Source organism: Sphingorhabdus lutea, from assembly GCF_001889025.1.
Classification (GTDB): Bacteria; Pseudomonadota; Alphaproteobacteria; order Sphingomonadales; family Sphingomonadaceae; genus Sphingorhabdus_B; species Sphingorhabdus_B lutea.
Map to the genome: position 1 here is coordinate 1,890,128 of NZ_CP018154.1, position 12,728 is coordinate 1,902,855.

Sequence of the window (12,728 nt, forward strand, 5' to 3'; positions counted from 1 at the left end):
GGGGGTTAGCCGATATATAGGCTATTCTGCAATGCCTCAAACCAATGAAATCAGCCATCGTGCAATAAATCATGTAAAAAAACTGCTAAATGGCCGTTCCTTGGTGCTTGTCGGCATGATGGGGGTTGGCAAATCGACGGTTGGCCGCCGTTTGGCAAAGAAACTATCCCTTCCCTTTGTTGATGCCGATGAAGCGATAGAGGAGGCCGCAGGGATGCATATTTCCGAAATTTTTGAAAATTTTGGAGAATCATATTTTCGTGAAGGCGAAACCCGCGTCATTCAAAGGTTAATCGCCGAAGGGCCAGCGGTTATTGCAACGGGCGGCGGTGCGTTCATAAATGATATTACCCGCCAATCCATTTTGGATAGTTCGCTTTCCATATGGTTAAATGCCGATATCAATATTTTGGTTGATCGGGTGTCGCGCCGCAACCATCGTCCCTTATTACATGGCAAGGATCCTGAAACCGTTTTGCGCGATTTAGCCGAAAAACGCGACCCATTTTATGCCAAGGCAGATTATATGGTGATGAGCAATAATGCCCCGCATGAACGCACGGTAAGCGAGATTTTCGCAACATTATTGGCCGATAAAATTGAAATATAAAATAAAGAACAGGTTTGAATTTCATGAATAATGGACAAAAAGCAGATATATATGTTGATATTTCAGGACATGATTATCATGTGCATATTGAACAAAATTTGCTGTCAAAATGCGCCGATTATATCGCCCCATTTTTGAAAAATGACAAAATCCTTATCATCACTGACAGCAATGTTGAACGGGCAATCCTGCCCGAATTAACCCGCGCACTTTTGCCATTACATGCCGAAATCATCACCTATATCATGCCCGCAGGTGAACCATCAAAAAATTGGGCTGAGCTGGAAAAAATAACCAATTGGATGATATTAAACGGCGTGGAACGAAGCAGCCATGTCATCGCGCTTGGCGGCGGTGTGGTGGGCGATATTGTCGGATTTGCCGCGCATATTGTGAAACGCGGTTGTCATTTCATTCAAATCCCCACCAGCCTTTTGGCCCAAGTGGACAGCAGCGTCGGCGGAAAAACCGCGATAAACAGCCCCATGGGCAAAAATCTTATCGGTGCATTTCATCAACCCGCCATGGTGTTAATCGATCCGAATTTTTTAAACAGCCTGCCCAAAAGACATGTGGCGGCAGGATTTGCAGAAATATTAAAATATGGCTTAATCAATGATGCTGATTTTTTCCAATGGTGCAGCGAAAATGTTGACGCATTTTTCGATGGCGATATTGATGCGAGAATCTACGCTATTAAAACATCCATTGCATCAAAGGCCGCAATCGTTGCTGAGGATGAAAAAGAATTGTCGGGAACGCGCGCTTTATTAAATCTTGGTCATACATTTGGCCATGCATTGGAGGCTGAAACAGGGTTTAGTGAAATCTTATTGCATGGTGAGGGGGTCGCGGCGGGCATGGCGCTTGCCGCCCGATATTCTGAATGGCGCGGCGATATACAGGCGGGCATTGCCGATAATATTGCCGCAATTATAAAGCGGGCCGGGCTTCCCACAAATTTGGCCGAATGCGGTATAAATTGTGCGGGGGAAAAATTGGTGGAACATATGCTGCATGACAAAAAATTAACGGGCGGCAATCTGCCCTTTTTGTTAATGCGCGGCATTGGTGAAACTTATTTGGCAAAGGATGTTGACCTGTCCGATGTGGCGGCATTTTTAAATGATGAAAAGGCGCGCGGTAACGCCGCCTAATCACGGCCAATAATATGCAGCCACGCCGCCTCATCAATGGTTTGAACGCCTAAATCCTGCGCCTTTTTTAATTTTGAACCCGCGCCTGGGCCAGCTACCAATAAATCGGTTTTTGATGAAATTGAACCAGACGCCTTTGCCCCCATGCTTTCCGCCGTTGCCTTTGCCTCATCACGGCTTAATTTTTCCAATTTACCGGTAAAAACAATGGTTTTTCCGCTCCATTCGGTTTCGCGTGCGGTGGAAATATATGGCTTAGGGTTTAGCTCTTTTAATAAATCTTCCCATATTTCGACATTATGTTCCTCTGCAAAAAAATTACCCAATGCCGTGGCAACCGCGCCGCCAATTCCGTCGATGGAGGTTATTTCCTGCAGCATCGCCTCATCATTTTGGGAAAGCCGCCTGCCCGCTTGTCCAACCTCATCAAAACCACCAAAATATTTCACCAAATCCTTGGCCGTTGTCGCGCCAATATGGCGAACTCCCAATGCAAATAATAAACGCGCAGGATCGGGCGCACGTTTTGCCTCTATCGAAACCAAAAGATTTTCGACCGATTTTTCCTTCCATCCCTCACGCTTTAACAATTCATCCCTTTGGGCATGAATCCGAAAAATATCCGCCGGTGTTTTCAACCAGCCAAGATCGATAAATTCGGCAATGCTGCGCTCTCCCAGCCCCTCAATATCCAATGCCACGCGCGAAACAAAATGGACCAATCGCTGAAATCTTTGCGCCGGACAAATTAACCCCGCCGTGCATCGAACATCAACCTCGCCCTCCTCTGCCACGGCATCACTGTCACATTCGGGGCAGTTTTCGGGGAATGAATAGGCCGGTTTTTCGACATTATATGTCAAATTTTCCACCACTTGCGGGATAACATCACCCGCCCGTTGCACTACCACAATATCACCAGGCCGCACCCCCAAACGCGCAATTTCATCACGGTTATGCAGGGTCACATTGCTGACCACCACGCCGCCAACGGTGACGGGCTTTAACCGGCCAACGGGGGTTAATTTACCCGTTCGCCCCACCTGAATATCAATCGATTCCAATATGGTTTCGGCGCGTTCGGCGGGAAATTTATGCGCAATCGCCCATCGCGGTGCTTTGGTCACAAAGCCAAGTCTTTCCTGCCAATCCAACCGATCAACCTTATACACCACCCCGTCAATATCATATGGCAATGTCGCACGTTGCCGTTCAATCTGCATATAATGTAACAGCAAATCCTCCACATTTTGACATGTGGTAAATAATGGTGAAACGGGCACGCCCCAAGAAGCGATTGCTGTAATCATCTCGCTTTGTGTATTTGCCGGGGTCGCGCTGGCCTCTCCCCAACCATGCGCCCAAAATTTCAATTTTCTGCTCGCGGTAATTTCGGCATCTTTTTGCCGTAAAGACCCCGCAGCGGCGTTGCGCGGATTGGCAAATATTTTCCCGCCATTGGCCTCTTGCTGTTCATTTAAGGCCGCAAAATCAGCCTTTGACATATAAATTTCACCACGAATTTCAAATATTTCGGGGATATTATCACCTTTTAATTGCTGCGCAATATCGGATATTTTCGCGACATTCGCGGTAACATCCTCCCCCACTTGACCATCGCCGCGCGTTGCCGCCTGAACCAATTTTCCATGCTCATATCGTATTGAAAGCGACAGCCCGTCAATCTTATCCTCAGCAGTAAATGCAATATTTTCATCATCAGACAAATTCAAAAACCGCCTTACCCGCGCGGCAAAATCGCGCACATCATCGCCATCAAATGCATTGTCGAGCGACATCATCCGCTTGGCATGGGTTATTTTGGAAAGCGGGCTGCTATCCACCGCCGAGCCTATTTGTTTATTGGGGCTATCATCGCGAATAAGATCGGGGAATTGCGCCTCCAGCTCATTATTTTCGCGCACCAATGCATCATATTCGGCATCCGAAATCTGCGGATTATCCTGTCCATGATATAATTTATTATGCCGCGATATTTCCCGCGCAAGGCGCATCAATTTATTGGCAGCTTCGGCTTTATCAATCATACTGGCTTAAACTCTGTCCTTTGGCCAAAGCTGGCGATTAAGGGACGTCCCTTCGCAATCGCTTCTTGAACCGAAGGCAATTTTAATGATGCGCCGTGATAATCCTTATTCTGCCAAAATTCGATTACCCATAGGGCATCTTCATTTTCCAAATCCTCACCAAGGGCATATCCCATATTGCCGGGCATATCCTTTGTTCCTTCTTTCAAAATATCGATTAAAGCCGCCCTATTGCCCGGGGTTGCAATTATTTGCCCCATTAGGCCATATTCAGGGAATATCTCTTCCATATCGTCTCTCCTATTCAATGCAAAGACAGGGCCGGAAATTGCCCCCGTGCCCGTCATGGCGATGGTGGCGGCAATAAACGCCATCATGTCGCGCCGATTCATGCCGCGCTTTCCAGCAATCTTTGCGCCTGTGCGCGTGCCTCGTCCGTTACCTCTGCCCCCGACAGCATACGGGCAATTTCCTCCTTGCGTTCATCGCTTGACAATTGGCTCACGCTGGTTCGTGTAACCGTGCCCTGTGATGATTTGGCGATAAAGAAATGTTGATTACCCTTTGATGCAACCTGCGGGCTGTGCGTTACGGCCAATAATTGCACGCCATCCTTTTTAGCCGCGCCATTCGCCAAGCGCGCTAATCTTTCCCCAATGGCGGAGGCAACCGCGCCGCCCACACCCCGGTCAATTTCATCAAAAATAATGGTCTGCGCTCCGCCTTCTTCGGCTAAGGCAACCTTTAACGCCAATATAAAACGTGATAACTCACCGCCAGAGGCAATTTTGGCAAGCGGCGCAAATGGCGCGCCGGGATTGGTGGAAATTAAAAACTCCACATAATCCATCCCCTGTTCATTCCATTTATCAATTGGTTGCGTGGATATGGCGCATTGAAATTTCGCCGCATCCAATTTTAAGGGGATAAGCTCCGCCGCAACCGCCCTATCCAATTTTGCCGCGCCCTTTTGGCGCTTTTCACTAATTATCTTGGCCTCCGCCTCATATGCGCTGCGCGATTGGATGACGGCCTGTTCATATTGCGCCAAACCTGCCTCTCCGGCTTCTAAAGAAGATAATTTTGCCTGTAGCCCTTGTAAATATGGGCCAAGTTCATCGCCCTGAACCTGATATTTTCGGGCCAATGCCCGCAATGCAAATAAACGTTCCTCATATTGATTGAGCATTTCAGGGTCAAAACTCATCGCCTCTGCCGCGCGGGCCAAATGCTCCTCCGCCTCACCCGCCTCAATCAAAGCACGGTCAATTGCCGCCAAAGCACAGGCCAGCAAATCATGCTGCTCCGCCACCCTGTCCAACCGCCGTGCCGCGCCGCGCAATTGGGCCATGGCGCAGTCCGACCCCTCAAACGCCACCAAGATAGAGGATAAATCTTCGGCAATGCGCTCTCCTTTTTGCATATCGGCGCGCGCATTTGCCAATTCTTCTTCCTCACCCATTTTGGGCGCGAAATTTTGCAATTCTGAAATGGCATGTTCCAAAAATTCGCGCTCCTCTGCTGCTTTTTCTAACATGGACTTCGCATCGTTTAACGCGGATTGATCCGCATGCCATTTGCGAAATAAAGCATGCAATTTTGACAAATTCACATCGGAAAAATTGTCCAACAAATCGCGATGCCCCTTGGCATTTAATAATCCGCGATCATCATGTTGCCCATGTATTTCAACCAGATAATTGCCAATTTCACGCAGTAAACTTGCCGAACAGCTTTGGTCGTTAATAAATGCCTTGCTGCCGCCATCAGCGCGCAATGTACGCCGGATAATCAACTGCTCGCCGCTTTCCCACTCCATATCCTGCTCATCCAAAATATGTGCAATATATTTCATTATTTCGGGTTCAAAAACGGCAATAACCTGTGCCTTATCCGCCCCCTGACGGACCAGGCCGCTATCCGCGCGCATACCCAGCACAAGGCCAAGCGAGTCGAGTAAAATAGATTTACCCGCGCCCGTTTCACCGGTCAGCACGCTAAGCCCCGCCCGAAAATCAAGGTCCAATGCCTCAATCAAAACTATATTACGTATGGATAGGCTGTTTAGCATATGGCCAAAACCTTAACCCCATTGCCGGTACAAATAAAGAACAAAAATCATGATATTTGGAGATAAAATATCCCCAAAGCCAAAATTTTTTTACATATTTTATGCCCCAGGCGCGTGTTTTTGCATCAACCCATAGGCGCGTTCATACCATTTACTGCCTGGGTAATTGGCTCCCAAAACCGCAGCTGCGCGTTTTGCCTCATCCGGGACGCCCATTGCCAAATATGATTCGGTCAACCGATATAGCGCCTCTGGCGTATGGGTTGTGGTATCATATTTATCAATAACGGTGCGGAAACGCATGGCAGAGGCCAACCATAAAGCACGGCGTTGATAAAAACGGCCAAGTTCCATTTCCTTGCCCGCCAAATGGTCGTTCACCAAATCAATTTTTAATCCAGCATCAGCGGCATAACGTGTTGTGGGAAAACGGCGCTGCACTTCGCCCAATGCGGCCAATGCCTGTTCGGTAATTTTTTGGTCACGGGTCACATCGCTAATTTGCTCATAATAACATAAAGAGATAAGATAATAAGCATAGGGCGCGTCTTTATTGCCCGGATGGATTGATAAAAAATTGCGTGAAGACTGGATTGATTCGTTGAAATTGCCCGCCATATAATTGCTAAATGAGCTCATCAACATGGCCCGGCGCGCCCATGGGGAATAAGGATGCTGGCGCTCTACCTCATCAAATAAAGCCGCCGCAACTTCATATTGCTTATTATCCAAACGCTCTTTTGCCGCATTATACAGGGTGCTGACATCACGGGCGACATAGCGCGTGTCGCCTTTTTTACCGCCGCCGCCAAGGCCCAAAGTGGCACAGCCGGAAAGCGCGGTTACGGAAAGGCCAAGGGCAATCGGATATAAAATTTTCTTGTTCATACTATAATCCCTTAACCAATTTTACAGGCAACGCCAAGCCATTTACAATGTTAAATGATACAAAATAAATGCGGGATAATGCCGTATCATTTCACATCATGGTGAAGCATCCTTTATGGCTGTGCCGCCTTTACCCAAGATGAACTAAATATAATTTTTTGGATAAAAGAAAAGGGGCCGTAAAGCCCCTCCCCCTTTATCAATTTATTCAACAATATGGATGATTAGTCGTTGGTCAAAAAGTCAGGAAGGCCAGCATTGCCGCCATTATCTGAATTTTCTGAACGTTCACGCTTCTCACCGCGTCCGCCACCACGATTTCCGTCACGGCCACCGTCACGGCCACCATCACGACCAGCGCGATTTCCGCCGCGACCACCACGGCCGCCATCACCATCACGGCGTGGAGGACGACGATCACCACGTGGCTCGCGTGGTTCGCGTGGGGGGCGAGTATCTTCCAACTCTTCACCAGTTTCCTGATCAACAACACGCATGGACAGGCGAACCTTACCGCGCGGATCAATTTCAAGAACCTTTACCTTAACTTCCTGGCCTTCGGAAAGGACATCGGTAACTTTTTCAACACGGTCATTTTGAATTTCGGACACATGGACCAAACCATCTTTGCCGCCCATAAAGTTCACAAATGCACCAAAATCAACGATATTTACAACTTTACCGTCATAAATTTTGCCAACTTCGGCTTCCTCGACAATGCCTTGAATCCATGCTTTTGCAGCTTCGATTTGTTTCATATCAGATGAAGAAATTTTGATTAAACCTTCATCATCAATGTCAACTTTAGCGCCAGTTTCAGCAACGATTTCACGGATTACTTTACCACCTGTGCCAATGATGTCGCGAATTTTCGCCTTATCAATTTGCAATGTTTCAATGCGCGGCGCATGGGCAGATAATTCACCACGTGAACCACCAAGAGCCTTATTCATCTCGCCAAGGATATGCGCGCGGCCTTCCTTTGCTTGATTTAATGCAGCGGTAAAGATTTCCTCGGTAATACCGGCAATCTTAATATCCATTTGCATGGTGGTGATGCCTTTTTCAGAACCAGCCACTTTGAAATCCATATCGCCAAGATGATCTTCGTCACCCAAAATGTCGGACAATACGGCAAATTCATCGCCTTCCAAAATCAATCCCATGGCAATGCCGGAAACGGGGCGTTCAATAGGAACACCGGCATCCATCATTGACAAGCAACCACCACAAATGGTCGCCATGGATGACGAACCATTGGATTCGGTAATGTCGGAAAGAATACGGATGGTATAAGGGAAATCCTCAACCGTTGGCAAAACAGGGTGCAATGCACGCCATGCCAATTTACCATGGCCAATTTCACGGCGACCCGGCGCACCAAAACGGCCAACTTCACCCACGGAATATGGCGGGAAGTTATAATGCAACATGAAATTGCTATAGCTTAGCCCGTCAAGACCATCGATCATTTGTTCCGCGTCTTTGGTGCCCAAAGTAGTGGTGCAAATTGCCTGTGTTTCACCGCGGGTGAACAATGCCGAACCATGGGTACGCGGCAAGAAACCAACAATAGATTCAATGGGACGTATTTGGGTGGTGGTGCGGCCATCAATACGGCTGCCATCTTTCAAAATCGCACCGCGAACAATGTCCGCTTCCAATTTCTTCATCACTTTGCCGGCAACCATTTGGGTTTGCGGCTCTGCATCGGCATAATGTTCTTTTGCTTTTGCGCGTGCTTCGTTCAACGCATCGCTACGCTTTGACTTATCGGTAATTTTATAAGCAGCGGCAATTTCTTTGCCGACCAATTTTTTCAATTCCGCTTTCATGTCGGCAGTATTGTCGGTCAAATCGATTTCCCAAGCATCTTTCGCTGCTTGTTCGGCAAGGTCGATAATTGCATTACAAACTTTTTTAATTTCATTATGCGCGAACAAAACGCCGCCCAACATAACTTCTTCAGAAAGCTCTTTTGCTTCGGATTCAACCATCATCACGGCATTACCGGTGGCAGCAACAACCAAATCAAGCTCACCCTCGGCAACTTCGGCCATGGATGGGTTTAATTGATATTCGCCGTCCTTATACCCAACGCGCGCACCGCCAATTGGCCCCATGAAGGGAACACCGGAAATGGTAAGCGCAGCCGAAGCCGCAATCATCGCCAAAATATCGGCTTCGGTTTCGCCATCATAGCTTAAAACTTGAGCAATTACGTTGATTTCATTATAGAAACCTTCGGGAAATAATGGGCGAATGGGGCGATCGATTAAACGACTGGTCAGTGTTTCTTTTTCGGTTGCACCGCGCTCACGCTTAAAAAAGCCGCCGGGAATACGTCCAGCGGCAGAGAATTTTTCTTGATAATGGACGGTCAATGGAAAGAAATCCTGACCTTCCTTAACCGATTTGGCCGCCGTAACAGCACATAAAATAACGGTTTCGCCATAGGTCGCAAGCACTGCGCCATCGGCTTGACGTGCAATACGTCCAGTTTCCAGAGTCAGCGTCTTTCCGCCCCACTCCAGCTCTACTTTTTTTACATCAAACATTGATTTTCCTTAAAACCCCCGCACCCTATTGCGCCAGGGACCTCTAAATTACAGGATTACCGTCCTGCGGCAGTCGGGATATATTTTGCATCCCTTGATGGCCCGCCTTATTACGTCACCATCATCATCATTTGGCTATTTCGGCCAAATAAAAGGAAACGGCCCCACAATGGAGGCCGTCACCAAATTATTTACGCAGACCCAATTTCTTAATTAAGTCGCTATAGCGTGCTTCATCCTTACCTTTTAAATAATCAAGAAGCGAACGGCGTTTGTTGACCATCATCAACAAACCACGGCGGCTATGATTATCTTTATGGTTTGATTTGAAATGCTCGGTCAAATTAACGATACGTTCTGTTAATACAGCAACCTGTACTTCTGGAGAACCTGTATCACCCTCTTCACGGGCAAATTCTTTAATAATTTCTGCTTTACGAGTCGCAGTAACTGACATGCTATTTTCCTTCGAACATCCTGTTATAAATTAAAACCTCGGACAATTTTCGGCTCACCGCCGGTAATTTCTATCAATGCTAAAGGCCGATTCTCGGCATCCTTGCAACAATATAAACCATCGCCCTCAATTATCTCCGCCAAGACACGACCATGTTTGATCGCAATCGCCGCCTGCGAAGAGAGATATAGAGCCGGGATGTCGACCAGCCCAATCTCAAACGGCAATATTATGTCCTGTGGGTCCAGCCCTTGGCCTAATTTGTTCAATTTGTCCAGTGAAATCGCCTGATCCAATGTGAAAGGACCAGATTTGGTGCGCCGCAACATGGTGACATGACCCACACTCTCCACCGCATAGGAAATATCACGCGCCAAAGAACGAATATAGGTGCCCTTTGATACTTTGGCAGAGATGGTGACCGAGGATAAACCTTCATCTGGATTCCGCTCAAAAGCCAATATTTTGAGGCTATATATCTTCACAGACCGGCTTTTCATCTCCACTGCCTTGCCCTCCCGTGCCAAGGCATAGGCGCGTTTCCCATCAATTTTAATCGCAGAAAAAGCAGGCGGTATTTGCTCAATCGGGCCAGTAAAGTTTGGCAATATTTGCTCTATTTGACTTAATAATGGGCGAAAGTCGGATGTTTTAACTACCTCGCCCTCTGCATCCAGCCCACTGGTCTCTGTGCCAAAACAAATGGTGAAATCATAGCATTTGGCCGCATCCAACATATGTCCGCATAATTTGGTCGCCTCCCCAATGGCAATGGGCAGCACCCCCGTGGCCAAAGGGTCTAGCGTCCCGCCATGCCCCACCTTTGGGCCATCGCGTAATTTGCCCATCAACCCAGCTTCGCGTAAATTGCGTTTCACCGCGCTGACCATTTGGGTTGATCCCATGCCTAGTGGTTTATCCAGAATAACCCATCCACTAAGCATTATTTTCCCATTCATCCTTTAATATGGAATAAAGCGCCGTATCACGGACAAAGCCCGTCCATGTCACGCGATTTTTGCGCAATATCCCCTCTAATGTGCCGCCCAATTTGGTGACCGCTGCCATAGATCGTTTATTGCGCGTATCCACGGTAAATTCGGCGCGCCAAAATCCGTTGGCAAATGCATGGTCCAGCATCAATTTTTTCATGCGATCGTTAATGCCCTTGCCGCGCACCGATGGTTCAATATAGGTGCCGCCAATCATGAACGTGCCATTTTCCAAATCAGGATGGATATAGCTGGTCGTGCCGACAATTTTGCCCTGATACACAATGATGAAACGCACCCATCCATCCTCCCCATGAAAGGATTTTAATTGCCTTTCCGCATCCTCATCACGTAAATTAACAGGGTAAATTTGCCAAATATCATCATCCTCATGCACCGCCGCACGCAGGCCCTCTACATGATGATCCGCAAATAATTCCAATGACAAATCACGATCGGTTAAATTTTTTTCAAGCACGCTCATTGGCCGATTTTTTCCATAAAATGTTTCCGGCACAGCGCCACATAGCGGTCATTTCCGCCAATTTCGGTTTGTTCGCCTGCCTTTACCGCATTGCCATCGCCATCCACGCGCAGGTTCATGGTCGATTTACGGCCACATTCGCACACCGCCTTTAATTCTACCAACGCATCCGCAACCCCCAATAAAGTCGCAGAGCCGGGGAATAATTCAGCCTGAAAATCAGTGCGCAGGCCATAGCATAAAACAGGGATTTTGCCCTCATCGGCAATTTTTGCCAATTGCAATACCTGCTTACGTGATAAAAATTGCGCCTCATCCACCAAAATACAGGATATGGGCGCGTCATCATGATGCGCGATAATTTCATTCCATAAATTAGTTTCGGGTTGAAATTGATGCGCATCCGCCTTTAACCCAATTCGCGAAGTCACCGCGCCAATATCATATCGATTATCAAGCGCCGCCGTCCACAACATGGTGCGCATACCGCGTTCTCGATAATTAAAATCGGCCTGTAATAAAGTTGTCGATTTGCCCGCATTCATCGATGCGTAATAAAAATATAATTTTGCCATATTGCGCACCTACATTTTCATGACGCAGATACAAAGCGGAATTTCTATATGGGCAATATTATTATGGCTGCGATTGATGAAAGCACGGCCATGGATTTAGTTATTTTTTATAATGAATATAAATTGCTATCAGGTTCAAACTGAAAACCATTTTCAATATCTTCTAACCGATATTTATGCGGTTTTTTCATCTGCCGCACTTTGCTTTTTTCGGCTTCATTTTCAATATTGCCTTCGGAAATAATTATTTTGCCGGTTAAGAAATTCGCGCTGACATCCGCCACCGCGCCCGATGCACGGTGCACCATGTGCATATCATATCCAATTAAATTCATATTTGCGCCGTCCCAACGCAGATTAAATTCTTTATTAAACATGGTCCAACTGCCCGCGCTGGCAAAAAATTCTAACCTTAAAAATAATTTTCCATTGGCAATCGACATATCGGCATAGGGATCGGAAATTGTCGGGCTGTCATGATCGGGGATTATCACATCATTCATGCCGACACGCCGATATCCGCCCTTTTCATCGGCAAAGACAATAATTAAAATGCGCGGATTTGCATCATATTCATCACTTCCAAGGCCATCGGGATTTTGCACCATGCCTATTGGATCATTTTTTTGAATGACAAGCGCACTGTCATTGCGGCCATCGCCGTTTAAATCTCCATCAACCTTATCATATAATTTCCACCCCTTGGGCACAAAATTTATGACACGATAGGATGTTTGCGCCACATCCACATTAACATCGCGCATTGGCGCATCGTCGCCACATGCCTTTGCCTGTATCGGCAAAAGTGATGCAAAGGACAAAGCCAGCGCACTGGAGGCAGAAAAAATATATTCACGAAACATAGATAAAGCTTAAATGCTTGTATTT

Annotated in this window: 12 protein-coding genes; 2 read left to right on the forward strand and 10 right to left on the reverse strand. The window is 47.1% G+C overall.

Annotation, left to right across the window (positions count from 1 at the left end):
- Window positions 1–31 precede the first annotated feature (31 nt).
- Window positions 32–610: a shikimate kinase gene (locus LPB140_RS09015; protein WP_072559548.1), complete on the forward strand. Its 579-nt coding sequence runs from the start codon at window positions 32–34 to the stop codon at window positions 608–610.
- A gap of 23 nt (window positions 611–633) precedes the next feature.
- Window positions 634–1,767 carry a 3-dehydroquinate synthase gene (gene aroB, locus LPB140_RS09020; RefSeq protein ID WP_072559549.1) on the forward strand — a complete coding sequence of 378 codons (1,134 nt, stop codon included), beginning with the start codon at window positions 634–636 and terminating at the stop codon, window positions 1,765–1,767.
- On the opposite strand, the gene ligA is transcribed toward aroB, so the two are convergent.
- From ligA to LPB140_RS09070, 10 genes are all read right to left on the reverse strand, one after another.
- Complete coding sequence (gene ligA, locus LPB140_RS09025) at window positions 1,764–3,815, reverse strand: NAD-dependent DNA ligase LigA (protein ID WP_072559550.1); 2,052 nt, start codon at window positions 3,813–3,815, stop codon at window positions 1,764–1,766. The two genes, aroB and ligA, sit on opposite strands and share 4 nt — an antisense overlap.
- A complete protein-coding gene (locus LPB140_RS09030) occupies window positions 3,812–4,207 on the reverse strand; it encodes a putative quinol monooxygenase (RefSeq protein WP_072559551.1) in 396 nt (131 codons plus the stop codon). Before LPB140_RS09030 ends, ligA begins: the two co-directional genes overlap by 4 nt.
- Window positions 4,204–5,886: a DNA repair protein RecN gene (gene recN, locus LPB140_RS09035; protein ID WP_072559552.1), complete on the reverse strand. Its 1,683-nt coding sequence runs from the start codon at window positions 5,884–5,886 to the stop codon at window positions 4,204–4,206. Before recN ends, LPB140_RS09030 begins: the two co-directional genes overlap by 4 nt.
- A 99-nt stretch (window positions 5,887–5,985) precedes the next feature.
- Window positions 5,986–6,774: an outer membrane protein assembly factor BamD gene (locus LPB140_RS09040; RefSeq protein WP_072559553.1), complete on the reverse strand. Its 789-nt coding sequence runs from the start codon at window positions 6,772–6,774 to the stop codon at window positions 5,986–5,988.
- Window positions 6,775–6,998: 224 nt separating this feature from the next.
- A complete protein-coding gene (pnp, locus tag LPB140_RS09045) occupies window positions 6,999–9,332 on the reverse strand; it encodes a polyribonucleotide nucleotidyltransferase (RefSeq protein ID WP_072559554.1) in 2,334 nt (777 codons plus the stop codon).
- 187 nt (window positions 9,333–9,519) lie between these two features.
- A complete protein-coding gene (gene rpsO / locus LPB140_RS09050) occupies window positions 9,520–9,789 on the reverse strand; it encodes a 30S ribosomal protein S15 (protein WP_072559555.1) in 270 nt (89 codons plus the stop codon).
- 23 nt (window positions 9,790–9,812) lie between these two features.
- On the reverse strand, window positions 9,813–10,733 hold the full coding sequence (gene truB, locus LPB140_RS09055; RefSeq protein WP_072559556.1) for a tRNA pseudouridine(55) synthase TruB: 921 nt from the start codon (window positions 10,731–10,733) through the stop codon (window positions 9,813–9,815).
- Window positions 10,726–11,265 (reverse strand): GNAT family N-acetyltransferase, encoded by a 540-nt coding sequence (locus LPB140_RS09060; protein WP_072559557.1) that lies wholly within the window; start codon window positions 11,263–11,265, stop codon window positions 10,726–10,728. The genes truB and LPB140_RS09060 overlap by 8 nt, the downstream gene beginning before the upstream one ends.
- Window positions 11,262–11,840 carry a thymidine kinase gene (locus LPB140_RS09065; protein ID WP_072559558.1) on the reverse strand — a complete coding sequence of 193 codons (579 nt, stop codon included), beginning with the start codon at window positions 11,838–11,840 and terminating at the stop codon, window positions 11,262–11,264. Before LPB140_RS09065 ends, LPB140_RS09060 begins: the two co-directional genes overlap by 4 nt.
- 107 nt (window positions 11,841–11,947) lie before the next feature.
- Window positions 11,948–12,703, reverse strand: coding sequence for a hypothetical protein (locus tag LPB140_RS09070; RefSeq protein ID WP_072559559.1), 756 nt, complete (start codon window positions 12,701–12,703; stop codon window positions 11,948–11,950).
- Window positions 12,704–12,728 lie beyond the last annotated feature (25 nt).

Excerpts from the sequence above, each read along its gene's own strand:
- LPB140_RS09015 (WP_072559548.1), top strand. The coding sequence starts at position 32 with ATGCCTCAAACCAATGAAATCAGCCATCGTGCAATAAATCATGTAAAA.
- aroB (WP_072559549.1), top strand. The coding sequence starts at position 634 with ATGAATAATGGACAAAAAGCAGATATATATGTTGATATTTCAGGACAT.
- ligA (WP_072559550.1), bottom strand. The coding sequence starts at position 3,815 with ATGATTGATAAAGCCGAAGCTGCCAATAAATTGATGCGCCTTGCGCGG.
- LPB140_RS09030 (WP_072559551.1), bottom strand. The coding sequence starts at position 4,207 with ATGAATCGGCGCGACATGATGGCGTTTATTGCCGCCACCATCGCCATG.
- recN (WP_072559552.1), bottom strand. The coding sequence starts at position 5,886 with ATGCTAAACAGCCTATCCATACGTAATATAGTTTTGATTGAGGCATTG.
- LPB140_RS09040 (WP_072559553.1), bottom strand. The coding sequence starts at position 6,774 with ATGAACAAGAAAATTTTATATCCGATTGCCCTTGGCCTTTCCGTAACC.
- pnp (WP_072559554.1), bottom strand. The coding sequence starts at position 9,332 with ATGTTTGATGTAAAAAAAGTAGAGCTGGAGTGGGGCGGAAAGACGCTG.
- rpsO (WP_072559555.1), bottom strand. The coding sequence starts at position 9,789 with ATGTCAGTTACTGCGACTCGTAAAGCAGAAATTATTAAAGAATTTGCC.
- truB (WP_072559556.1), bottom strand. The coding sequence starts at position 10,733 with ATGCTTAGTGGATGGGTTATTCTGGATAAACCACTAGGCATGGGATCA.
- LPB140_RS09060 (WP_072559557.1), bottom strand. The coding sequence starts at position 11,265 with ATGAGCGTGCTTGAAAAAAATTTAACCGATCGTGATTTGTCATTGGAA.
- LPB140_RS09065 (WP_072559558.1), bottom strand. The coding sequence starts at position 11,840 with ATGGCAAAATTATATTTTTATTACGCATCGATGAATGCGGGCAAATCG.
- LPB140_RS09070 (WP_072559559.1), bottom strand. The coding sequence starts at position 12,703 with ATGTTTCGTGAATATATTTTTTCTGCCTCCAGTGCGCTGGCTTTGTCC.